This window comes from Gordonia sp. PDNC005 (genome assembly GCF_016919385.1).
GTDB lineage: Bacteria > Actinomycetota > Actinomycetes > Mycobacteriales > Mycobacteriaceae > Gordonia.
The window spans coordinates 2,415,189-2,437,929 of sequence record NZ_CP070351.1 but is presented as its reverse complement, the minus strand read 5'-3'; the positions used below and the strand labels follow the sequence as shown (position 1 = coordinate 2,437,929).

The 22,741-nt window shown below is 67.2% G+C and carries 25 protein-coding genes; 16 read left to right on the top strand and 9 right to left on the bottom strand.

Going from position 1 to position 22,741, the window contains the following annotated elements; translation table 11 throughout:
• Window positions 1-17: 17 nt before the first annotated feature.
• Window positions 18-617, bottom strand: coding sequence for a DUF305 domain-containing protein (locus tag JVX90_RS11515; RefSeq protein ID WP_205328914.1), 600 nt, complete (start codon window positions 615-617; stop codon window positions 18-20).
• Between the two features lie 169 nt (window positions 618-786).
• Between JVX90_RS11515 and JVX90_RS11510 the strand changes: the two genes are divergently transcribed.
• The 9 genes from JVX90_RS11510 (at window position 787) to octT (ending at window position 8,809) form a co-directional block, all read left to right on the top strand.
• Complete coding sequence (locus tag JVX90_RS11510; RefSeq protein WP_205332394.1) at window positions 787-1,485, top strand: response regulator transcription factor; 699 nt, start codon at window positions 787-789, stop codon at window positions 1,483-1,485.
• Window positions 1,482-2,621 carry a HAMP domain-containing sensor histidine kinase gene (locus JVX90_RS11505; protein ID WP_205328913.1) on the top strand — a complete coding sequence of 380 codons (1,140 nt, stop codon included), beginning with the start codon at window positions 1,482-1,484 and terminating at the stop codon, window positions 2,619-2,621. The genes JVX90_RS11510 and JVX90_RS11505 overlap by 4 nt, the downstream gene beginning before the upstream one ends.
• Window positions 2,618-3,877, top strand: a complete 1,260-nt coding sequence (locus tag JVX90_RS11500; RefSeq protein WP_205328912.1) for a glutamate-5-semialdehyde dehydrogenase — start codon at window positions 2,618-2,620, stop codon at window positions 3,875-3,877. Before JVX90_RS11505 ends, JVX90_RS11500 begins: the two co-directional genes overlap by 4 nt.
• Window positions 3,874-4,800: a MoxR family ATPase gene (locus JVX90_RS11495; RefSeq protein ID WP_205328911.1), complete on the top strand. Its 927-nt coding sequence runs from the start codon at window positions 3,874-3,876 to the stop codon at window positions 4,798-4,800. Before JVX90_RS11500 ends, JVX90_RS11495 begins: the two co-directional genes overlap by 4 nt.
• A 70-nt stretch (window positions 4,801-4,870) precedes the next feature.
• Complete coding sequence (locus JVX90_RS11490) at window positions 4,871-6,259, top strand: VWA domain-containing protein (protein WP_205332393.1); 1,389 nt, start codon at window positions 4,871-4,873, stop codon at window positions 6,257-6,259.
• 33 nt (window positions 6,260-6,292) lie between these two features.
• Entirely contained in the window at window positions 6,293-6,946 is a 654-nt protein-coding gene (gene nadD, locus JVX90_RS11485) for a nicotinate-nucleotide adenylyltransferase (protein ID WP_205328910.1), read from the top strand.
• Window positions 6,943-7,359: a ribosome silencing factor gene (gene rsfS / locus JVX90_RS11480; RefSeq protein WP_205328909.1), complete on the top strand. Its 417-nt coding sequence runs from the start codon at window positions 6,943-6,945 to the stop codon at window positions 7,357-7,359. The genes nadD and rsfS overlap by 4 nt, the downstream gene beginning before the upstream one ends.
• Window positions 7,356-8,072 carry a histidine phosphatase family protein gene (locus JVX90_RS11475; protein WP_205328908.1) on the top strand — a complete coding sequence of 239 codons (717 nt, stop codon included), beginning with the start codon at window positions 7,356-7,358 and terminating at the stop codon, window positions 8,070-8,072. The genes rsfS and JVX90_RS11475 overlap by 4 nt, the downstream gene beginning before the upstream one ends.
• A gap of 14 nt (window positions 8,073-8,086) precedes the next feature.
• A complete protein-coding gene (gene octT, locus JVX90_RS11470) occupies window positions 8,087-8,809 on the top strand; it encodes a diglucosylglycerate octanoyltransferase (RefSeq protein WP_240193867.1) in 723 nt (240 codons plus the stop codon).
• Here octT and JVX90_RS11465 read toward each other — a convergent pair.
• Window positions 8,794-9,990: an FAD-dependent monooxygenase gene (locus JVX90_RS11465; RefSeq protein WP_205328907.1), complete on the bottom strand. Its 1,197-nt coding sequence runs from the start codon at window positions 9,988-9,990 to the stop codon at window positions 8,794-8,796. The genes octT and JVX90_RS11465 overlap by 16 nt on opposite strands.
• A gap of 99 nt (window positions 9,991-10,089) precedes the next feature.
• On the opposite strand from JVX90_RS11465, the gene JVX90_RS11460 reads away from it, so the two are divergent.
• From JVX90_RS11460 to JVX90_RS11445, 4 genes are all read left to right on the top strand, one after another.
• Entirely contained in the window at window positions 10,090-10,959 is an 870-nt protein-coding gene (locus JVX90_RS11460; protein ID WP_205328906.1) for a GntR family transcriptional regulator, read from the top strand.
• A gap of 33 nt (window positions 10,960-10,992) precedes the next feature.
• The gene (locus JVX90_RS11455) at window positions 10,993-11,844 is read left to right on the top strand and encodes a DegV family protein (protein WP_205328905.1); all 852 of its coding nucleotides are present in this window, start codon (window positions 10,993-10,995) and stop codon (window positions 11,842-11,844) included.
• Window positions 11,845-11,961: 117 nt separating this feature from the next.
• Window positions 11,962-12,918 carry a helix-hairpin-helix domain-containing protein gene (locus JVX90_RS11450; protein WP_205328904.1) on the top strand — a complete coding sequence of 319 codons (957 nt, stop codon included), beginning with the start codon at window positions 11,962-11,964 and terminating at the stop codon, window positions 12,916-12,918.
• On the top strand, window positions 12,918-14,393 hold the full coding sequence (locus JVX90_RS11445) for a ComEC/Rec2 family competence protein (protein ID WP_205328903.1): 1,476 nt from the start codon (window positions 12,918-12,920) through the stop codon (window positions 14,391-14,393). Before JVX90_RS11450 ends, JVX90_RS11445 begins: the two co-directional genes overlap by 1 nt.
• A gap of 55 nt (window positions 14,394-14,448) precedes the next feature.
• Here JVX90_RS11445 and JVX90_RS11440 read toward each other — a convergent pair whose 3' ends face one another.
• From JVX90_RS11440 to JVX90_RS11425, 4 genes are read right to left on the bottom strand one after another with little or no spacing between them, the layout of a single operon-like run.
• Entirely contained in the window at window positions 14,449-14,595 is a 147-nt protein-coding gene (locus tag JVX90_RS11440) for a hypothetical protein (protein ID WP_205328902.1), read from the bottom strand.
• Between the two features lie 37 nt (window positions 14,596-14,632).
• Window positions 14,633-16,897, bottom strand: a complete 2,265-nt coding sequence (locus JVX90_RS11435; RefSeq protein WP_205328901.1) for a heavy metal translocating P-type ATPase — start codon at window positions 16,895-16,897, stop codon at window positions 14,633-14,635.
• A gap of 21 nt (window positions 16,898-16,918) precedes the next feature.
• A complete protein-coding gene (locus JVX90_RS11430; protein WP_205328900.1) occupies window positions 16,919-17,812 on the bottom strand; it encodes a heavy-metal-associated domain-containing protein in 894 nt (297 codons plus the stop codon).
• Entirely contained in the window at window positions 17,809-18,021 is a 213-nt protein-coding gene (locus JVX90_RS11425) for a heavy-metal-associated domain-containing protein (protein ID WP_205328899.1), read from the bottom strand. Before JVX90_RS11425 ends, JVX90_RS11430 begins: the two co-directional genes overlap by 4 nt.
• Window positions 18,022-18,145: 124 nt before the next feature.
• Here JVX90_RS11425 and holA point away from each other — a divergent pair, with 124 nt between their 5' ends.
• Complete coding sequence (gene holA, locus JVX90_RS11420) at window positions 18,146-19,105, top strand: DNA polymerase III subunit delta (RefSeq protein WP_205328898.1); 960 nt, start codon at window positions 18,146-18,148, stop codon at window positions 19,103-19,105.
• A gap of 105 nt (window positions 19,106-19,210) precedes the next feature.
• On the opposite strand, the gene rpsT is transcribed toward holA, so the two are convergent.
• Window positions 19,211-19,471: a 30S ribosomal protein S20 gene (gene rpsT, locus JVX90_RS11415; RefSeq protein ID WP_008381072.1), complete on the bottom strand. Its 261-nt coding sequence runs from the start codon at window positions 19,469-19,471 to the stop codon at window positions 19,211-19,213.
• Between the two features lie 183 nt (window positions 19,472-19,654).
• On the opposite strand from rpsT, the gene JVX90_RS11410 reads away from it, so the two are divergent.
• Complete coding sequence (locus JVX90_RS11410; protein ID WP_205328897.1) at window positions 19,655-20,743, top strand: sulfotransferase family protein; 1,089 nt, start codon at window positions 19,655-19,657, stop codon at window positions 20,741-20,743.
• 22 nt (window positions 20,744-20,765) lie between these two features.
• On the opposite strand, the gene JVX90_RS11405 is transcribed toward JVX90_RS11410, so the two are convergent.
• Entirely contained in the window at window positions 20,766-21,164 is a 399-nt protein-coding gene (locus JVX90_RS11405; RefSeq protein ID WP_205328896.1) for a type II toxin-antitoxin system PemK/MazF family toxin, read from the bottom strand.
• On the bottom strand, window positions 21,161-21,838 hold the full coding sequence (locus JVX90_RS11400) for an alpha/beta fold hydrolase (protein ID WP_205328895.1): 678 nt from the start codon (window positions 21,836-21,838) through the stop codon (window positions 21,161-21,163). The genes JVX90_RS11405 and JVX90_RS11400 overlap by 4 nt, the downstream gene beginning before the upstream one ends.
• A 36-nt stretch (window positions 21,839-21,874) precedes the next feature.
• Here JVX90_RS11400 and JVX90_RS11395 point away from each other — a divergent pair, with 36 nt between their 5' ends.
• Window positions 21,875-22,645: a DUF3592 domain-containing protein gene (locus tag JVX90_RS11395; protein ID WP_205328894.1), complete on the top strand. Its 771-nt coding sequence runs from the start codon at window positions 21,875-21,877 to the stop codon at window positions 22,643-22,645.
• The last annotated feature ends 96 nt before the right edge of the window (window positions 22,646-22,741 follow it).

Sequence of the window (22,741 nt, the reverse complement as noted above, 5' to 3'; positions counted from 1 at the left end):
CTCGCGTCATGCGAGATTCAGTTCCCGAGCATGCCCTTCATCTGTTCGATCTCAGCGTTCTGGGACTCGACGATGCTGCGAGCCATTGCGACGGCATCGGGATTCTGCCCGTCGTCGATCTGCGTCTTCGCCATCGCGACGGCGCCTTCGTGGTGCGCGATCATCTGCGTCAGGTACAGCTTGGCGGCCTCCGGCCCGGGCGCGTTCTTGAGTTTGGTGATGTCCTCGGGCGAGACCATGCCGTCCATGGAGTGTCCCGACATGTCGGCGGTCTTCGGTGCGCCCCACGCGGTGAGCCAGGAGTTCAGCTGAGTGATCTCCGGCCCCTGTGCGGCCTTGATGGTTGTCGCGAGTTCGCGGACGTCGGCGGGCACACCGGCCTTGGCGAGCAGGACGTCGCTCATCTCCAGCGCCTGCTCATGGTGCGGAAGCATCATCTGCGCGAACATGACGTCCGCTGCGTTGTTGGTGCTGTTCGATGACGAGGTGACCGACGTGGACGCCGACATGTCGTGACCGTTGTGGGCCGGCGTCGAGTCGTCCGACGACGAGCAGGCGCCGAGGACGGCGACGGCGGCGACAGCTGTGACGGAGGCGGCGATCAGGCGGGCGTTCATTCATAGACCTTTCACTCAGGCAGACTGGGTACTCGTTATCGAGTGTCGCCTCCGCGCACACTGTTTCGGCTGAAGGTCACCTCAAGATCTCCTCAAGGAGTGGGTGCTCGTGACGCCTGCGGCCATGATGGACGGCATGAGTGAACCCGCACGGACCGCGCTGAGGGCGATGGTCGTCGACGACGAGCCGGACCTCGCCCGGCTCGTCGCGTCGTATCTGGAACGGGATGGATTCGAGGTCACCGTGGTCGGCGACGGCGCCGAGGCCGTAGAAACGGCGCGGAGGGTGGACCCCGACGTCCTCGTCCTCGACCTGGGGCTCCCCGGGCTCGACGGAGTGGAGGTGTGTCGGCGGGTGCGCGGGTTCTCCGACGCCTACGTCGTGATGCTCACCGCTCGCACCGACGAGATCGACACCCTCATCGGTCTGTCGGTCGGCGCCGACGACTACATGACAAAACCGTTCAGCCCACGTGAACTGTCCGCACGCGTCCAGGCGCGGATTCGCAGGCCACGGGCCGGGCTCGGCGGCCCGGCGACCCGGGCCGTGCCGCGCGAGGCGAGGGTGTTCGGCGATCTGACGATCGACGTGGCTGCCCGTGAGGTGAGTGTCGCCGACGAGGCGGTGCATCTCACCCGCACCGAGTTCGACGTGCTGGCGGTGTTGTCGGCCGATCCCGGGGTGGTCGTCACCCGCGCCGCATTGATCGACGCGGTCTGGCGGACCGGATGGAATGGCGCCGATCATCTCGTCGACGTCCACATCGGTCACTTGCGGCGCAAGCTGGGCGACGACGCGTCCGACCCGAGGTTCGTGATCACCGTGCGCGGAGTCGGGTACCGGATGGGTCAGGGGGACCGCGGGTGAACCGCGCCGGATTCGGTACTCGGCTGTTCCTCGCATCGTCGTTGGTGGTGATCGGATGCGTCGCGACGGCCGCGGTGGTGTCGGTGCTCATCGCGCCGGGGCTGTTCCACGAGCACCTCCGACAGGCGGGAATCGAAGAGGATTCCGGGCTTGCCGCCCACATCGAAATGGCGTTCCGCGGCACACTCGTTCCCGCCTGGGGGATCGCCGCGCTGGTCGCGGTGCTGATCGCTCTCGCGGTGAGCTGGTGGCTAGCCCGTCGGGTGGACCGCTCGGTCGGAGCGCTCGCCGAATCGGCAGGCGACATCGCCCGCGGACGATACGACACCAGGGTCGACGACGCTGGTCTCGGACGCGAGTTCGCCGACCTCGCGGACGCGGTGAACGAACTCGCCCGGCGCCTCGGCGAGACCGAGTCGACCCGCCGTCGGATGCTCGCCGACCTCGGCCACGAGATGCGCACGCCGATCGCGACCATCAACTCCCACCTCGAAGCGCTCGAAGACGGAGTCCGGGCGGCCGACGCCGACACGATCCGGGTGTTGCGGGCCGGATCCCAGCGATTGGCCCGCCTGGCGGAGGACATCAACTCGGTGTCTCGAGTGCAGGAGGGACTCGATCCGATTCGCCCGGAGCGCACGACGACCGGCGCACTCGTCACTGCCGCAGTGGCTGCTGCGTCGGTGGCCTACCGGGACTCGGGCGTCGACCTGCGGGTCGACTGGGGTGCGGACTCAAGGGGTCGGGACATCGGGCTGGCGGTGGATCCGGCGCGCATAGGCCAAGTCTTCGGGAACCTCCTCGACAATGCACGCCGACACACGCCCAGAGGTGGTTCGGTCACTCTCCGCACAGTTCGTGCAGCCGACGGCGTCGTGGTCACCGTCTCCGACAGCGGCGACGGGATCGATCCCGAACACCTCCCACACGTCTTCGATCGCTTCTACCGCGCCGATAGCGCTCGCTCCAGCCGAGACGGAGGGAGTGGAATCGGCCTGACCATCGCCTCCGCGTTGGTTCAGGCGCACGGCGGCACGGTGTCGGCGGCGAGCGCCGGCCGGGGAACGGGAGCTGTGTTCACGGTGACGCTGCCCACGGCGGGACCGTCAGAGGGCAGCGCTAACCTGGACGCATGAGTGCACCCACCATCGAGGACGTCACTGCCGTCGTCACCGACCTCGCGACCGCCGCGAAGCAGGCGTCGCGGAGCCTCGCCACCCTGACCACCGCCCAGAAGGACGCCGTGCTCCTGGCTGCCGCCGATGCGATCGACGCGGCCGCCGACACCGTCCTGGAGGCCAACGCCTCCGACGTCGCGCGCGCCGAAGCCGCAGGCACGGAGGCGTCGCTCGTCGATCGCCTTCGGCTCACGCAGGAACGGATCGCGGGCATCACCGGCGGTCTTCGCCAGGTTGCGGCCCTACCGGACCCGATCGGGCAGGTCACCGCGGGCAAGACTCTTCCGAACGGCCTCGAACTACGACAGGTTCGGGTCCCGCTCGGTGTGGTCGGCTTCGTCTACGAAGCCCGCCCCAATGTGACCGTTGACGGGTTCGGGATCTCGTTCAAAGCGGGCAACGCAGTGCTGCTGCGCGGATCGTCGTCGGCCGCCGACTCGAACGCCGCACTCGTGGCGGTCCTGCGCGAGGTGCTCACCGCACACAAGGTGAGCCCCGACGCCGTTGCGCTGCTGCCCAGTGAGACCAGAGACAGCGTCACCGCGCTGATTCGAGCGCGCGGCCTTGTCGACGTCGTGATTCCCCGCGGCGGTGCGGGCCTGATCTCGGCGGTCGTCCGCGACGCGACCGTGCCGACGATCGAGACCGGGACCGGCAACTGCCACATCTACGTACACGCTGACGCCGACGTCGACATCGCCACCCGCATCATCCTGAACGCGAAGACTCGTCGCCCCAGTGTGTGCAACACCGTGGAGACGGTGCTCATCGACGCGGGAGTCGCCGACACGGCGCTCACTCCGATCGTGACCGCGCTTCAGGCGCAGGGTGTGGTGATCCACAGTGACGAGCCGGGGTTCGAAGCCGCCACGGAGGACGACTGGCACCGCGAATACCTGTCGCTGGACATCGCCCTCAAGGTGATCGACGGTCTCGACGCCGCGATCGATCACATCGCCACCTACGGCACGGGGCACACCGAGGCGATCATCACGAGTTCTCTCTCGGCCGCGAACGAGTTCACCGCGCGGGTCGACGCGGCAGCGGTGATGGTGAACGCGTCCACCGCGTTCACCGATGGCGAGCAGTTCGGCTTCGGCGCCGAGATCGGCATCTCCACGCAGAAGCTGCACGCACGCGGGCCGATGGGGCTCACCGAGCTGACTTCCACCAAGTGGCTGGTGTGGGGCGACGGACAGGTGCGTCCGGCATGACCGCCGACAACGTGACGCCGGTGTTCGCCGACACCGCGGACGTCACCGCGCGTCTGCGGGAGACCGGATATCTGGCGGACGCCGCAACGTCCACGACGACCTTCCTCGCCGACCGTCTCGGCAAGCCGCTGCTCGTGGAGGGCCCGGCGGGCGTCGGCAAGACCGAACTGGCACGCGCCATCGCGCAGGCCACCGGCGCGGACCTGATCCGCCTGCAGTGCTACGAGGGCATCGACGAGGCTCGCGCTCTGTACGAGTGGAATCACGCCAAGCAGATCCTGGCGATCCAGGCGGCAGGCAGCAGGGACTGGGACGCCACCAAGAACGACATCTTCTCTGAAGAGTTCCTGCTGGCCAGGCCGCTCCTGACCGCGATCAGCCGGACCGAGCCGACCGTCCTGCTGATCGATGAGATCGACAAGGCCGACGTCGACATCGAGGGCCTGCTGCTTGAGGTCCTCAGCGATTTCGCGATCACGATCCCGGAGATGGGCACAGTCGCCGCGCAGCGTCGACCGATCGTCCTGCTCACGTCGAATGCGAACCGCGAGCTGTCCGAAGCGCTCAAGCGTCGATGCCTGTACCTGTACATCGACTTCCCCGACGCCGCGCTCGAACGTGAGATCCTCTCGTCGCGTGTCCCCGAGCTTCCGGCGAAGGTCGCGGCCGAACTCGTCAGGGTGGTCGGAGTGCTTCGTGGGCTCGACATCAAGAAGAAGCCGTCGGTCGCCGAGACCATCGACTGGGGCAACACACTCCTCGCGATGACAACCGGTCTGGGCGAGCGGAGCGACGGGGATTCGATCATGTCGGCGATCAAGGGAGGGCGACTCGACGAGTCGCTGATCGCGAAGACCCTCGGCGTGGTCCTCAAACACCGTCCCGACGTGACGACGGCGATCCGCGAACTGAAACTCGGCTGACGTGGTGGTCTCGACCGGGGCTCCCAGCTCCTCGAGCGAGGCTTCCGGCTCCTCGAGCGGAGTCGAGAGGATCGTCGACACCCTCACCGGCTTCGTCGAGGATCTGCGGGGCCGGGGGATCACGGTCGGGCCGTCGAACTTGATTGACGCGGGTCAGGCGATGACGGTCCTCGACCTGCTCGATCGCGAATCGCTCCGCGAAGGGCTCGCGGCGACGATCTTGTCCGATCCGCTGCACCGCGACACCTTCGACCGATGCTTCGAGTTGTGGTTCCCCCTGGGCAACGCCGCGCGCATCGCGAGCACCGTGGTGAAACGGGACGCGGACGGGAAGGTCGACGTCGACGCGGTCCGGGAACTGGTCACGGAGACGCTGGCCGACCCGGAGGCGATGGCTGACGGCAGATTCGACCAGTTGGTGGCGTTGATCGTCACCGAAATGGGGCAGTACGAGTCGGCGCAGGGCGAGTCGTACTCGGTGTACCAGGCGATGTCGGTGATCTCGCCGCAGACCTTGATCGCGAGGATCGCCGCGGCGATGGCAGGCGGGCAGGGGCGTGACGGTGAGCGGGCCGGCACCGATCCGCTCAACAGGCAGGCTGCCCGCGACGCCACGACGCGTCTCCGTCAGGCGGTGGAGACCGAGACGCAGCGCCGGATGGCCGAGGTCCGCGGACGTGACGCCGTCTCGCAGTACGCGGTGCCCAAGCTGCCCGAGAACATCGACTTCTTCTCGGCGAACCCGCAGGACATGCTCAAGATGCGTCGGACGATCGACCCGATCGCCCGGTTGCTGGCCGCGAAGCTGGAGTTCCGACGTCGACGCAACAAGCACGCCGCCGTCGACGTGCGGGCGACTCTGCGTGCGTCGATGTCGACCGGTGGTGTGCCGATCGACCTGCGTCGTCGCAAGCCCCGTCCAGGCAAGCCGGAGCTGATCATTATCTGCGACGTGTCCGGGTCGGTGTCCGGTTTCAGTCAGTTCACCCTGCAACTCGTGTACGCGCTGCGGCAACAGTTCTCGAATGTGCGGGTGTTCGCGTTCGTCGACACAGTCGACGAGGTGACCGACTTCTTCGCCCGGGGCAACGACGACTCGCAGTTCGGCGAACGCATGACGACGATGCTGACGCAGGCGCAGATCAGTCTGCGTGACGGCCACTCCGACTACGGCCACATGCTCAAGGGTTTCGCCGATCACTACCTCGACACTCTGACGCACCGCAGCGCGCTGCTGATCCTCGGCGACGCCCGCAACAACTTCCGGCCGACGCACGTCGACGCCTTGGCGAAGATCCGTGACAAGGTCCGCAACGCCTACTGGCTGAACCCGGAACGGAAAGAGCACTGGGATTCAGGGGATTCGGCCGCGTCGGCCTACGGCGACGCGATCGACATGTTCGAGTGCCGCAACGTCGATCAGCTCGGCCGTGTGATCGCCGACCTACTACCCGTGTGAGACGCCGGTCGTCACCGCGTAATGTCACAACACATGTCACCGGACTGCGCAGCGCCGCGCCGCATCGGCGTGATGGGCGGGACCTTCGATCCCATCCACAACGGACACCTCGTGGCGGCGAGCGAAGTGGCTCACCGGTTCAAGCTCGACGAAGTGGTCTTCGTCCCGACGGGCCGACCGTGGCAGAAGGAAGGCGCTCGCGCCGCGGATCCCTCCCGGCACGTCAGTCCGGCGGAACACCGATACCTGATGACCGTCATCGCGACGGCGTCGAATCCGCAGTTCACGGTGAGTCGGGTCGACATCGAGCGCGACGGTGTGACGTACACGGTCGACACCCTGCGTGACCTGCGGCGTGCGTTCCCCGGCGACGAGCTGTACTTCATCACCGGTGCCGATGCCCTCGAAACGATCCTGAACTGGCATGATTGGGAGGACTTGTTCGAGCTCGCCCACTTCATCGGAGTGTCGAGGCCCGGATACGAACTGAATGCCACCCATCTGACCGAGCACCTGGCGTCCAAGCCCGCGAACGCGCTCCAGCTGATCGAGATCCCCGCCCTGGCGATCTCGTCGACGGACTGTCGGGCACGGGCCGTCGCCGATCGCCCCGTCTGGTACCTCGTACCCGACGGAGTGGTCCAGTACATCAACAAGCACGGTCTGTACCGAAAGGAACCCACGTGAGTGTGTCCGCCGAATCCCTCGAGATGACCACGATCGCCGCGCACGCAGCCGTTGAGCGGCTCGCGACCAACGTCGCCGCGATCGACGTCTCCGAGCACCTCGTGATCACCGACGTGTTCCTGATCTGCTCCGCAGACAACGAACGCCAGGTCAACTCGATCGTCGAAGAGATCGAGGACAAGCTCCGCGAGGCGGGGCATCAGCCGCTGCGTCGTGAGGGCACTCGCGAAGGGCGCTGGGCATTGCTGGACTACGGCGACATCGTCGTTCACGTCCAGCACGACGACGAACGCGACTTCTACGGCCTCGAACGCCTGTGGAAGGACTGCCCGCTCCTCGAGCTCGAGGGCGTGGAGCCCGCGACGCGTCCGGAGCCGGGCAAGGACGACGACGCCGTCCTGCCCGCGGAATGAGGGGCGAACCGGATCCTGGGGATTCCAGTGTCGAACGGTTGACGCCGGTCGTTCGGAGGCTGATCCTTCTTCGGCACGGTGAGACTCTCTACAACGCGTCCCAGCGCATGCAGGGCCAGCTCGACACCGACCTCTCGGACGTCGGGGTGGAACAGGCACGCGTGGCGGGTCGTGCGATCGCGACACGATCGCCACTGGTGATCCTGTCGTCCGATCTGCGTCGTGCACACGAGACGGCACAGGCCATCGGTGCGGTGACCGGTCAGGACGTCACCACCGACTCCCGACTGCGCGAGACCCATCTGGGCGACTGGCAGGGCATGACCCACCACGAGGTCGACGAGGCGATGCCCGGCGCGCGCCGACTGTGGCGTGACGACTCGACGTGGACTCCGCCGAACGGTGAGAGTCGAGTGCAAGTGGCCGAGCGCATGCTGCCGCTCGTCGACGAACTCGTCGCGGGGTTGGACGACTGGGGCACGGGGGAGACCCCGGACGCACCGGTTGTCCTTGTTGCGCACGGCGGCTGCATCGCCGCGCTGACCGCCGGACTGCTGGCACTCCCGGTCGCCAACTGGCCGGTGTTCGGCGGACTCGCCAACACCAGCTGGGTGCAACTCTCCGGTCATTGCACGACTGCAGACGACGCGCCCGTGTGGCGTCTCGACGTATGGAACGCGACAGCCGAATCGGCTGATCTCGGCGTTCAGTAGGAAAGGTCTCATCCGTGGGTTCGATCATGGTGCTGGGCGACTCGCTGTCGTACTACGACGAGACGGGCGGCCTGCCCTCCGACGACCGGAGGATCTGGCCGAACCTGGTCGGCGCTCAGGTCGACCGTCCAGTTGAGTTGTTCGCACGCATCGGCTGGACCAGCCGTGATGTGTGGTGGGCCATCACCCAGGATCCGCGGATCTGGGCCGCACTGCCGAAAGCCGACGTGCTCGTCCTTGCGTTCGGCGGAATGGACTCGCTGCCGTCCCCGATGCCGACCGCGCTGCGCGAACAGATCCGCTACTTGCGGCCCGCCCGCCTGCGCCAGGTGGTCCGCGACGGATACGCGTGGCTGCAGCCGCGGCTCTCACCGCTCGGGTGGCCGATGGCGCTGCCGCCACGGGTCACCGTCGAGTACTTCGAGAAGATCCGAGGCGCTGTCGCCCATCTGCGTCCCGACCTCCCGATCGTGGTCTGCCTGCCGTCCACCCACGACAGTCCGTACTACGGTCACGCCCATCCTGGCCGCGTGCCGCTGACGGTCGCCCTCACACGATGGGCGGACGAACACTCGATCCCCACGGTCACCGGCTTCTACGACGTCACATCCGCGGCGTACGACGACCCGGACTTCGTCATGAACCCCGACGGCATCCACTGGAGCATCGAAGCCCACGCGCAGATCGCCGACGCCGTCGCACCGGTGATCGGAAGCGTCCTTCACGTGAGCGAGTAGTCCGGCAGGTCGATCCCGTCCGCCTTCGCGAACTGCGATGCGAGGATGCTCCGCATCGGCCACCGATTCATCGACCAGTACGTCCAACGGCTGAGGATCACGGCGATCCGGCTCGACGGTGCGTATCCCGACGCTCCGCCTGGGGGGAGTTGCTGTGTGCGGGTGATGAACGGACGCATCACCTGTTGATAGGCGTCGAGAGCGTCGTCGACGTCGTCGGATCTGGAGATCTCGCCTGCCAGCACGTACGCCCCGACGAGCGCGAGGGTGGTGCCGAGGCCGGTCAACGGGGTCGGGCAGTATCCGGCGTCGCCGACGAGAGCCACCCGGTCGCGGGCGAAGGACGTCATCTTGACCTGAGCGAGGTCGGCGTACGCCCAGTCGTTCGTGTCACGCATCTGCGCGACGAGTTGTGGTGCCACCCAGCCGACGTCCCTGAATGCGGCTTCGAGCATGTCCCACTGCGCAGCGCGGTCGCGGAGGGGGACCGGATCGCTGCCGCGGATCGCGAGAGACGCCTTCACCGTGCCGTCGACGCGAGACGGTCGGCACGAGACCACTCGTCCACCGACCTCCGCGTGCATGAGGTACCAGCCGTCGAGAGGCTGATCGATGGTCGCGGTGAACCAGGCGTACCGCAGGCCGATCGGGTCGAGGTACTTCTCGTCGGGTCCGAATGCGGCGCGACGGACCGCCGAGCTGAGTCCGTCTGCGCCGACTACGAGATCGAACCGGCGATCCGGGGCCTTCTCGAACGCCACGACGGCGTGATCGCAGCCCCTGGTGATGGCGGTGACGGTGTCGTCCCAGATCCATTCGACGGTGGATGGCACGGCGTCGACGATGCTCTCGGCGAGGTCGCCGCGGAGAATCTCGTGAGTCGAGACGATGCCGTTTCCGTCGAAAGCCTCGACTGGAAGCTCGCTGAAATGTCTGCCGTCGGCGCCGACGGTCGCGATACCGCGTTGTTGGAGGAGCTTGGCGTCGGTGACGGTCGTAAGGCCCATTCGGTCGATGACGGTCCGGCCGGCTCCGCGGAGGTCGACGGTCTGCCCGCCGGGGCGCAGTGACGGCGCACGCTCGACGACGGTGACCGCGTGCCCCTGGCGGGCGAGAAGGAGCGCGGTCGCGGGTCCGGCGATCGATGCACCGCTGACGAGGACGTTCAAAGTTCTGTTCATAGTGCGAACGTACGCCGTATCTAGTGAGATTCGATACGGTGTTCACGTGGTCTTTTTGCGAAAGTGCACTAGTGCGCCCGTAACGGATGGTGAACTCAGATGAACCGCGCGGAGGAGATAGCCGACGCACTGCGGGAGCGCATCGTCACCGGTCAGTTGATGCCGGGTGACGCGATCCCGTCGACCAGGGCGATCATGCGAGATCACAATGTGGCTATGGCGACAGCCAGTCGTGTTCTCGCCGTGCTTCAGGATGACGGGCTGATCACCTCGATTCCGGGCAGAGGCAGCGAGGTCCGTTCGTCGGACGGTCCGGTACGGGCTGCCCTCACGCGAGACGGTGTGGTGGAGGCAGCCGTCTCGATCGCCGATGCGGAAGGACTCGCTGCCGTGTCGATGCGGCGTTTGGCCGCGTTCCTCGAGATTCCGACGATGTCGGTCTACCGGTATGTGCCAAGCCGTGACGACCTCGAGTTCCTGATGCTCGACCAGGTGATGGGAGAGATGGACCTGCCTCCCGTGGCCGGCGACTGGCGGATCGACCTGCAAGGGGCGTGTCGGGTGATGTGGCAGACGATGACTCGGCATCCGTGGTTCGCCGGGGCCCTGTCGATGACAAGGCCGGCGTCGATGCCGAACGCGATGCCGGTCGCCGAACGGATGCTCGGAAGTCTGTGCGGTGCCGGACTCGACCCGGTCCAGGCGTTCACCGACTACCTCTGCCTCCTCAACCTGATCCGCGGGCTCGGATCGACCCTCGAGCCCGAACTGTCCGATCGCGCTGAGACGGGCGTCACCAACGACGAATGGATGGACACCCGGGCCGCGGAACTCCGACGAATCGCTCCGCCGGACCGGTTCCCGACGATGGCGGCGATCATGGACGTCGGGTATCCGTACGACGTCGACGTGCTCGTCGAGTCGGGGATCGAACGCTTTCTCGACGGGATCGGCGCGCGCCTGGTGTGATCTCGCTTCATCGACACCCGCTAATCTATGTGGGTGCCTGTCGTCATCGTCACCGACTCATCATCGCGGTTGCCCGCGTCACTGATGAGCAAGTTCGGGATTCTGCAGGTCCCGCTGCACGTGACCCTCGATGACGGCACCGAGTACCTGGAGGGTGTCGACGACATCCCCGCGGATGTCGTGTCGACTCCGAATGTGACGACCTCCGGTGCGAGTCTCGCCGACTTGCGGAGCGCGTACGAGCGGGCACTCGAACTCAGCGACGGCGACGGCGTGGTGGCCGTCCACATGTCGCGTCGACTGTCGGGCACGTGGAGCGCAGCGCGCCTGGCGTCCGACGCCCTTGACGGTGAAGTCCGTGTCGTCGACTCCCGTTCCGTCGGAGTCTCGCTCGGGCTGACGACGATGGCCGCAGTACAGGCGGCACAGGCAGGTGGCGCGCGCGATGACGTGTACGAAGCCGCCGTTCGCGCGGGGGCGACCGCCGAATCGCTCCTGTGCGTCCAGAACCTCGACAATCTGCGCCACAGTGGTCGTCTCAGTGCGACCGGTCACATCCTCGGATCCGCGCTGTCGATCAAGCCGATCCTCCACATGGCAGACGGTGTCCTCGCACTTCGGGAGCGTCACCGCACGATGACCAAAGCGATCAGCAAGATGGTCGACACGATCGTGGAGTTGGCCGATGGCGAGCCCGTCACGGTCGGTGTACAGCATTGCCAGAACCCGGCGTTGGCGTCGGAGGTTCTCGACTCCGTCGTCAGCCGCCTGGACGAGGTCCCGTCGACTCTCACAGTCGACCTCGGTCAGGTACTCGGCACCCACGTGGGCCCAGGCGCTGTGGGCGTTGCACTGGCTCACGGGTTGGATCCCATCACCTTCTGACAGGCCTCATCTCGCACCTGCTCGAGACGCTGTGCACAACCTGCGAATCTCGGCGAATCCCTCCACAGGCTGCTGAGAGGACGGTTTGCGGGCCGATCGTGCGCCTACGGTGCGTCCATGGGGATGGATCTGCGGGCGGGCAAGGGCCGCGAGCCGGGGCCGGATCGGCTGTCACGTCTGATGCGTGCGCCCGACAGGACGAGGCCGCCAGACGGGGTGGACGAGACGCCGGACGTCGACGCCGCGGTGGAACGATGGGGCGCGACGGCGATGCCCGACTGGCTCGAGTCCGGTGCGGGCCGACGTCGATGGTCGGAGCGGCAGTCGGCCTCGTTCGAGATCCTCGACGACGACCTCGACCACGTCGTCGAGTCGTCCCGACGTCCGGTCGACGATGACGAGGACGATGAATGGGACGAGCGGAAGAACCGGTGGACGATGCTGCCCAGGGCAGCGATCGGTCTGGTCGCGGTGGGCCTGATCGGGTGTGCGTTCGCCGGGTACACCTTGCTGCGAGAGAACGAACCGGTCGCGCCGCTCGTCGCGTTCGAGCAATCAGTCGAGCCAACGGGGACGCCGTCTGCAGGGCCGCCATCGCCGCCGCCGCCGACCGAGATAGTCGTGAGCGTAGTCGGAATGGTGTCCCGGCCTGGGCTGGTCCGTCTGCGTGCCGGTGCGCGCGTGGCGGACGCTCTCGATGGAGCAGGTGGGGCCGGTGCGGGAGCCGACCTGCTCTCGTTGAACCTCGCGCAGGTTGTCCACGACGGAGACCAGATCCTCGTCGGGCGCAGCGGTGGTGATCAGGTGCGGAGTGCGGTGGTCACGTCGGGGGACAGGCCGACGACTGAACCGGGCGGGTCGCTGCCGACCGGCGGAGGCCGGCAGGTGGACCTCAACTCGGCCACCGAGGCGCAGCTGGACGAGCTGCCGGGGGTCGGACCGGTGACGGCTCAGGCGATCATCGCGTGGCGCTCGGATCATGGTCGGTTCTCGTCTGTTGATCAACTCGCCGAAGTGGACGGTATCGGCCCGAGCAGGCTGGCCAAGCTGCGGCCACTGGTGACCGTCGGCTGATGGCCGATCTACGCCTCCTCGCACCGGCAGCCGGCTGCTGGGCGACAACAGCCGCAGCCCTCGTGGCGCCGCTCTCGGTGTCGGTGACTGTGGTGCTGATTCTGGTCGCGGCCGCTACGGCGATGTGCCGGGTTCGGCGGTGGTCGACCATCGCGCCGACGGTGGCCGCATCGTGCGCGCTGTCGGCGGCAGCGGGTGTGATCGTGATTCTGCGCGTCGTTGCGGTCGACTCGTCACCGGTTGTCATTGCGGAGGGCAAACCTGTCGTGGAGGTCACTGTGGCAGGCGATCCGATGGGCCAGGCGGGCGGTAGGCGGGTCACAGTCCCGGTCCGGATGGAGCGTATGTCCGGACGTTCGATGAGACCGATCGCGGCGCGGCTCCACGTTGATGCGAGTGTCGGCGACCTGCTGCCGGGTGAGCGACTCGAAGTCCGGGTGCGGGTCAGACCGGCCGCGGTTTCTGGCCGTGACCGGCTCATCGCGGCGGAGCTGAGCGCCGCGGGTGAGGTCCGGCGGATCGGCGACGCGCCGTGGTGGCAGCGTGCGGCGGGCGTCGTCCGACTCCGCCTGCGTGAACTCGCTGCGAGGGCGCTCGGGGGACGTGCGGGCGGCCTGCTGCCGGGGCTGGTCCTCGGTGACACCGGAGGGCTTGATCAGCAGACGCGCGACACGTTCAAAGCGGCTGGGCTGTCGCACCTGCTTGCCGTCTCCGGTTCCAATCTTGTGCTCACCGTGGGCGCAGTGGTGCTGTGTATACGGGCGTGCGGGGCGTCGACTCGGACGGTGTTCATCGTCGGCGCGATCGCGGTGCTCGGTTTTGTGGTCTTGGTTCGGCCCACCGACAGTGTGCTGCGGGCAGCGATCATGGGGACCGTCGGACTCGTCGCAGGACTGACCTCCCGGCGGTCACAGGCGTTGCCCGCGCTGGGCGCCGCAGTGATCGTGGTGATTCTGTGGTGGCCGGAGATGGCACTGGCACCCGGCTTCGCGCTGTCAGTCGCGGCGACTGTCGGATTGGTGGTGTGGTCCGCGCCGATCCGCTTCGCATTGCTTGACCGCGGCGTCCCGGATTGGTTGGCGTCGTTGATCGCGATGACGCTCGCCGCTCAGATACTGACCACGCCGATGGTCATCGCACTGACCGGCAGGGTGAGCGTGTTCGCCGTGGTCGCGAACGTCCTTGTCGCTCCGGCGGTCCCGCTGATCGGCATCGCGGGCACCGCGGCTGCTGCGATCGGCGCGACGGGACCGCGTTTCGGTCCGGCCCAGGTGCCTGCCGAGTTGTTGGTCCGGGCGACGGGGCCACCGGTCCGATGGCTGCTGGCCGTCGCCGATCGTCTCGGCGGACCGGGCTGGGTCTGGCCGGAGGTTCCGGGGCTGTTGGCGGCGTCGATCCTGGTGGTGGGCGGCGGAGGGCTGTGTGTCTGCTCGGGCCTGCGGAAAGCCCGGACGAGGCGATCGTTCAACTGCTGAGACGCCGAGAACAACAGTCGCGGCCCAGCGTTGCTGGGCCGCGACCGCCGTGTCTCTACTTGTGCGCGAGCAGGTTGTCGCGCCCGTTGTCGGCGACTGTGTCGGTCGGCACGGTGCTGCAGCAACTGGCAGCCGCGGGTGCGGACTGAGATGCCGGGGTTGAACTGCAGCAGCCCGCAGCAGGGGTGTGGTCGTCGGTCATGGTGGTGCCTTTCGTGAGTACTACGGTGAGGTCGGTGTCAGCTGTCGGTGACGCTGGTGAAGCCTCGCAGACGGAGGCTGTTGCCGACGACGAAGACGCTGGAGAACGCCATCGCCGCTCCTGCGAGCATCGGGTTGAGCATGCCGAGTGCCGCGACCGGGATGGCCGCGACGTTGTAGGCGAAGGCCCAGAACAGGTTGCTCTTGATAGTCCGGAGCGTCTTGCGAGACAACCGGATCGCGTCGACCGCGCTCCGGAGGTCTCCCCGGACCAGGGTGATGTCGGATGCTTCGATCGCGACGTCGGTGCCGGTCCCCATCGCCAGCCCGAGATCCGCCTGAGCGAGCGCCGGAGCGTCGTTCACTCCGTCCCCGACCATGGCGACGACCCTGCCTTCACGCTGCAGACGCGTGACGACGTCGACCTTGTCCTTCGGGAGCACCTCGGCGATGACCTCGTGGATCCCGACCTCGGCGGCGATTCGCTCGGCGACGGCCTTGTTGTCGCCGGTGAGCAGGACGGGTGTCAGGCCGAGAGCCTTCAGGCCGGCGACGGCTTCGGCGCTCGTCTCCTTGACGGTGTCCGCCACGATCAGGATCGCTCGAGCCTGCCCGTCCCACCCGACGGCGACGACGGTCTTGCCCTCGCCCTCCGCGATTGCCTTCGCGGCAGCGACGTCGACGGAGAGATGCTGGGACCAGTCGGCCAGCAACGATTCTCGACCGACGATCACCGCTCGGCCGTCGACGACACCCTGCACGCCCTTGCCTTCGATGTTGGCGAAGTCCTCGGGAACGTCGAGCGCACCGACTTCGTCGGCGGCACCCGCCGCGACGGCCTGCGCGATCGGATGCTCCGACGCGTTCTCCACGGCACCCGCGAGACGCAGGACGTCGGCGCGGGCGACGCCCGGCTCGACTACGACGTCGACGAGCTCCATCTTTCCCGTCGTGACGGTACCGGTCTTGTCCAAGACCACGGTATCGACGGCGCGCGTGGATTCGAGCACCTCGGGGCCCTTGATGAGGACACCCATCTGGGCGCCACGCCCAGTTCCGACGAGCAGAGCTGTTGGAGTCGCGAGTCCGAGTGCACACGGGCATGCGATCACCAGGACCGCCACCGCGGCGGTGAACGCGGCCGAGATCGGGAACCCGGCGCCAAGCCACGCGCCGAGCGTGACGACCGCGATGGCGATCACGATCGGGACGAACACACCGGAGATGCGGTCCGCGAGACGTTGGACCTTCGCCTTCCCAGTCTGTGCGTCCTCGACGAGGCGCGCCATCTGGGCGAGCTGGGTGTCCGAGCCGATTCGTGTTGCACGAATGACGAGGCGTCCGCCCGCGTTGACCGTCGCGCCGGTGACGGCGTCACTTGTCGTGACCTCGACGGGCACCGATTCGCCGGTGAGCATCGACGCGTCCACCGCGGACGAACCGGACACGACGACACCGTCGGTCGCGATCTTCTCACCCGGTCGGACGACGAACTCATCGCCCACGCGGAGGTCGTCGACGGCGATCATCACCTCGGCGCCGTCACGGAGCACCGCGACCTCTTTCGCGCCGAGTTCAAGAAGCGCCCGCAGAGCCGCGCCGGCTTGCCGCTTCGAGCGCTTCTCGAAGTAGCGGCCGGCGAGAATGAACATCGTCACACCGGCGGCTGCTTCGAGGTAGATGTTCGCCGCACCGTCGGACGGGGCGACCGTCAGCTCAAACGGGTGAGTCATGCCGGGTGTCCCGGCGGTCCCGAAGAACAGCGCGTACAACGACCATAGGAAGGCGGCAGAGGTTCCCATCGAGATGAGGGTGTCCATCGTCGCCGTGCCGTGTGTGAGGTTGGCCCATGCAGCCTTGTGGAACGGCCATGCCGCCCACACGATCACCGGCGCCGCCAGCGTGAGCGAGGCCCATTGCCAGTACTCGAACTGGAACGCCGGAACCATCGCCATCGCGATCACCGGGACGGTCAGCACAATCGACCCGATCAGCCGCTGCCGCAATGAGGTCAGTTCCGGGTCGGCGTCGTCGTCCTCAGGCGCCGGGTCGTCAGACGACTGCGGGGGCTTCGGCAGCGCCGCCGAGTAGCCGGTCTTCTCCACCTCGGCCACCAAAAGGGCCGGGTCGTACCCCTCGGGCACGGTCACCTTGGCCTTCTCGGTGGCGTAGTTCACCGTCGCCGACACGCCGTCCAGCTTGTTCAGTTTCCGCTCGATGCGGTTCGCGCAGGACGCACACGTCATGCCGCCGATCTCGAGTTCGATGTCGGGGCCGACGACGGTTGTCGTTCGACTGCTCATCGTGCTTCCTTTCTGCTCTGATCATCCGGTCGCGTCGAGGACGAACTCTGCGGTGCGGACTGTGCCGTCCACCTGGAAGTCCAGGTAGAGGAGATAGCGTCCGGCGGTGGGTGTTTCGGCTCCGAACCGGATCTCGGGTCCCCCGCGTGAGCCCGGAGCCGGTTCGGGGCCGTCGGGATGGACGTGAAGGAACGCCAGATCGCCGTCGCGAAGCGCGACGAGGTGCCCGAACGCTCCGAGGTAGGGCTCGAGAGTCGTGACGGGCACACCGTCGCGGGAGACGGTGAGCCGAAGATCGCTCGACGAGCCCGCGGCCAGGTCGCCGTCGAGGGCGACGGTGTATCCGTCGACCTGCGCGGTGGTGCGGACATCGGGGGTGATCGGAACGAAATCGCCTGCCACCTGCACGGTGCGGGTCAAGGTGACGCCTTCCGCGGTGTCGCCGGCAGGGGTGAAGTCCGCGTACACCCGGTACGACCCCGCGGCGTCAGGAGTCCACGGTACCGACCACGTCCCGGTCGAGGGGTCCAGGACCGGGTGAACGTGTGCGTAGTTCGCTCCGTCGCTCCGCACCACGATCAGGTGCAGGTCCTTGTCATGTGTTCTGGTGTACATGGTCACCGGCTTTCCGTGATCGTCGAGGATCGCGAATCGAAGAGTTCCCGCCGCTCCGACGGTCGACGGGGCCTCGACGGGGGACAGGACCAGGCCCGCGGCACTGCCCGACAGTCCGGCAGGCTGGTGTGTGTCGACCTGCTCCCCGCCGTGCTCCCCGCCGTGGGAATCGCTGGTCGACCGGTCCGTCCACGCCGTCACGACGCTGTCCGGGACGACGACGCCGGAGATGCCGAAAGCCAATGCGAACGCCACCGCCAACCCCGCTCCGTACAACGCGAGTCGGGTGCCCGCCTTCATCGGGCCGGCACCGCTGAATAGCCGGCCTCCTCGACCGCGGCGATGACGGCTGCGTCGTCGACGTCGCCCGATGCAGTGACCACGAGGAGTCCGGTCTGCGCGCTCACCTGGATGTCGGTGACGCCCGAGATCTCACCGACCTCTTCGCGGACGGACATCTCGCAGTGTCCGCAGGTCATCCCGGTCACCTGGTACTCATGTGCGGTCATCGTCTTCGCCCTTCGCTCACTGATACCCCCTGTAGGTATCACTCACAATGGAGAACCTATACCCCTTGAGGGTATTGCGCAAGGGGGCTGACTGGTGTCGTCGGACGTCTGGAAGGATGGACCCGTGAGCGACCGCCTGTTCCTCCTCCTCGGAGACGACGACTTCCTGACCGGTCGCGTGATCTCGCGCATCACCGCCGAGCGCCGCCGTGACGCCGGTGTTGACGTGCCGGTGACCCGGGTTCGTGCGGGAGAGGTGACCGCACCGGAGCTCGCCGAACTCCTCAGTCCGTCCCTGTTCGCGGACGAACGCGTGGTGGTCGTCGAGGCGGCCGACGCCGCCGGTAAGGAGCCCGCGGGATTGATCGCGGCGACCGCGACCTCCGTGCCCGAAGGGATCACCATGGTGATCATTCACTCCGGTGGTGGTCGTCAGAAGTCGATGGTCGGTCTGCTGCAGAAGGCGGGCGCCCAGGAGTTCGCATGCGTCGCGCCCAAGTGGCCGAACGAGCGGGTCGACTTCGTGCGCTCGGAATTCCGGGAGATCGGTGTGCGGGTGAGTCCGGAAGTGGTCGAACTCGTGACCGACATGGTGGGTTCAGACCTCCGTGAATTGTCGGCGGCCTGTCACCAGTTGGCGGCAGACACGGGCGGAAAGGTGGATGCGAACGCAGTCCGCACCTACTACACCGGTCGCGCCGAGGTGACCGGTTTTGAGGTCGCCGACAAGGCCGTCACGGGCGACCTCGCCGGTGCCATGGAATCGCTCGCCTGGGCGCAGCACCGGGGCACCGCTCGGGTCCTGCTCGCCGACGCACTCGCCGAAGCGGTATTCGGCATCGCCCGCGTTCGATCGATGGGTGGCGCCGACAAATTCTCTGTCGCATCAGAACTGGGTATGCCGCCGGGGCGCGTCGGCAAGCTGCAGGGTCAGGCCCGCGCGTGGGACTCGGAGTCGATCGGGAAGGCGATGCTCGTCGTCGCGCAGCTCAACGGTGACGTCAAAGGTCAAGCGGCCGACATGGACTACGCCCTCGAACACGCGGTCTCCACCGTCGCTCGGCTCCGTCCTCGCCGTCGCTGACACACAAAAACCCCGGTGGTCGCGTGGACACCACCGGGGTTCTTGCGCAGCTGTTCAGATATGGTGCGGACGGTGTCCGCGAGGCGGGCGTGAGCCCGCGGCGCGTCAGATCTTGTTGACCGCGAGAGCCATGGCCGACTTCTTGTTGGCCGCCTGGTTCTTGTGGATGACACCCTTGGTGACAGCCTTGTCGAGCTGCTGGCTGGTGCTGACGAGCAGCTCGGCCGACTTGTCCTTGTCGCCCGAGGCGACGGTCTCGCGGAAGTTGCGCAGGGCGGTGCGCAGAGCCGACTTGATCGACTGGTTGCGCTGACGGCGCGCCTCGTTGGTCTTGTTCCGCTTGATCTGCGACTTGATGTTTGCCACGCGATTATCCTTCTCGTCGTAACTCCGCGACCGGGGTCGGTCGTGCGTTTCTTGGGTTCGGGCAGCGCTCAGCGACCGCACGGCGATCGGCTTCAAGCGCAACAGCAGACGACTTTACCAGCGCGGCGGGACGCACCCAAATCGTGAGTGCACGCGGGCGTGCCCAGTACGGTCGTGGTCATCATGTCTACAGTCTTCATTCACGTCGGACTGCCGAAGACCGGCACAACGTATCTCCAGGGTCGCCTGTGGCGTAACCGCGACCACGCTATGGCCCAGGGGCTCCTCTACCCCGGGAAGTGGATCGACGATCACTTCCATGCGGCGACTCACCTCCAGCCGGAGCGATACCTCGACTGGGCCGCTCCGGAGCACGCGGACAAGTGGCCCGCGATGATCGCCCAGATGCGATCGTGGAGTGGGCGAAGCGTCGTGTCACACGAACTGTTCGCGAACGCGGGACCGGCACACATCAAGCGTCTCGTCGACGATCTGCCGTTCGCCGACGTTCATGTGATCCTCACCGTGCGCGACCTCGCCCGCCAGATTCCGTCAGTCTGGCAGGAGAACGTCAAGAATCAGCGGCGCGCGACACTGGACGAGTTCGTCCAATCGATCGGCCGGCCCGACGGCGACGAGCCGTTCTGGGAGTTTCAGGACCATGTGCGGATCGCTGCCGACTGGTCGGCTGTCGTCGGCCCGGACAGGGTCCACATCGTCACGGTTCCCGCCAAAGGGTCGTCCACGCCGGGCGACGGGTTGTGGGAGCGCTTCCTGGCGGTCCTGTCGGTCGACCCCGCGTCGCTGCCGGAGAAGGCCGCGAGTGACAACAGTTCGCTGTCGGCTGCCCAGACGGAGTTCCTGCGGAACCTCAACACGCGGTTGCAGCCGGACGACGTCGAATGGCACAGGTACGAACGCCTGGTCAAAAACGTGCTGATCGGTGAGGTGATGTTCGCGGTCGACGGTGGCGCACCTATCGGCCTCACGTCCCGTCAGCAGGAGTGGGCCGCTGCGAAATCGGACGAGATGGTCCAGCAGATCCTCGACGCGGGTTACCCGGTGTACGGCGACCTGGACGACCTTCGTGTGGCGGTCGGCGGCGACGCGGTCGCTCCGGTGAGTCGGGACGAGGCGTTCGACGCGGCTCTCGATGCGATCGCCCAATGGGTGAAGGCCTCGGTGATCGTGGAGCCGCCCGTCCGCCTCAAGACGCGGGTGGGAAACCTGGTGCGTGCGGCACGTCGCCGCGTCCACGCCCGTCGGAGCTAGGCGCAGGCGCTGCGGACGCGTTCTACGTCCAGCCGAACCCGGTTCGGAGCCTGTCGGCGACGGTGTCGAAACGGCCCGGTTCGCAGACTGCACCCTCGCGGCGAATTCCGTTCTCGTCGACCGTGAGCACGCGGTCGAGGCGAACGAAGCTCTCACGCCTGTCGGCGTCCCAGGACCCGGTGCCGATCGACTGCCAGTCGCTGTCGCCGCGGTGGTAGTCCTTGCTCGACAGCATGAGCCCGAGCAGGTGGTCGCCGTCTCGTCCGACGACCAGGACCGGCCGGTCCTTCCCTTGCTGAGGGTCCTCCTCGAACGGCACCCACGTCCACACGATCTCTCCCGGATCCGCGGCCCCGTCGAGATCTGGGGCATACGCGATCGTCCGTGCGAACTCGGAGGTCGGGCGGCCATGTCCGCTCATCGTCCGGCGCCGAACGTGATCGCGGCAGGGAGCAGCCATTCCTCGGCGGCCGCGGCCGTCGCCGGGCCCACGCCGCTCCGATCCGGTTTGAGGCTGTGATCGGCCTTCTCTATCTCCAGGAGTCGGACCGGACCGCCGAACAAGGTGATCGCGTCGGCGAATTCGTCCGAGGTCCCGAACGCGTCGGTGCGTCCGTGGACGATCAGGGTCGGTGCGACGATCTGGGGAAGATGCTCGGTGCGGGCCTTCTCCGGCTTGCCCGGCGGATGCAGTGGGTATGAGGTGAGGAGGAGGCCGTCGCAGATCCGCGGGTCGTCGGCGGCCACCATGGATGCCTGCCGCCCTCCGTACGACTGCCCGCCGATGATCAGCGGACCGGAGGTCGTCTCCCGCAGCATGTCCACGGCAGCGCGGATCCCCTCGCGGTCGGTTCCCGACCGCGCCGGCGAGGGTGGGCCCTTGGGACGCTGCTGCCGGTACGGGAGATCGATTCGCGCCACCACCAGGCCGCGGGCGACAAGTGCCTCGCTGAGTGCTCTGAGCAGTACCGACGAGCGGTTGCTACCCGCGCCGTGAGCCAGTATCACTGTTCCGCGAGGCTCCGCTGGTGCGATGATGTCTGCTCGAACGCCGTCGGCATCGATCTCTGACGCCGTGAACGCGATGTTCCCCATGCGGGAAGAGCCTATAGCGGAAACGAGGCATGCGCCGTGGACTACTCTCCCGACGATCCGATGGCCGACCATGATCGAGAGGCTGCGCTTCGTCAGGCGCGAAGGCTCGGCGCGCAGGGAGTCGTCGGGATCGTCTTCACCGTGATCGGCGTGCCGATGCTGATCGCCGGTCTGGTGTGGGGAGGCATCATCGCCTCGACCCTCATCGGGTCGGACACCGTGCAGGGAACCGTCGTCGGTCGCACCGCGTACAACTCCGACGTCGGAGTCGGCGAATCGAGCAACCGCAGCTACCAGATCACCGTCCGCTACACGGTGGACGGACGTGAGTACCGGTACACACCGCTGGGCTCGCAGAGTCCGGCGCCTGCCGTCGGGGACGCGGTGACCGTCCACTATCGGTCGGATGATCCGTCCGACGCTCGGCTGGGCGGCACGGCAGGAATCGTCGAATGGGTCGGGCCGGGTGTCCTGACGCTTCTCGGGCTGATCTTCGGCGGCATCGGAGTCGGGTTCGCCGTCTGGTGGAGACGCACACGCGACCGCGCCGTCACGCTCATCGAGACCGGCCTCCGCCTCACGGCGACGGTGGAGTCCGTGCGGTCTGGAGTGACCACAGACAGCGATGGTTCGACCACCACCGTCTGGACCCTTGTCGCGCGGTATGACGATCCGGCGACTGGCGAGGTTCACCGCTTTGTTCACGCCTACGGCGGGGTGCCCGCGGTCACCCCACCCGACGGCGCGCCGATCACGGTGTTCGTCGACGCGTCCGACCGCACGGCATACGTCGTCGCGGTGCGATGACCGGACCACGCCGAATCGCTGACAGCGCCGCCGACGTGGGAGACTGGAGCGAACCCCTATCGTCGGTCGTAGTCTGCCGATGATGACGCCAAGGAG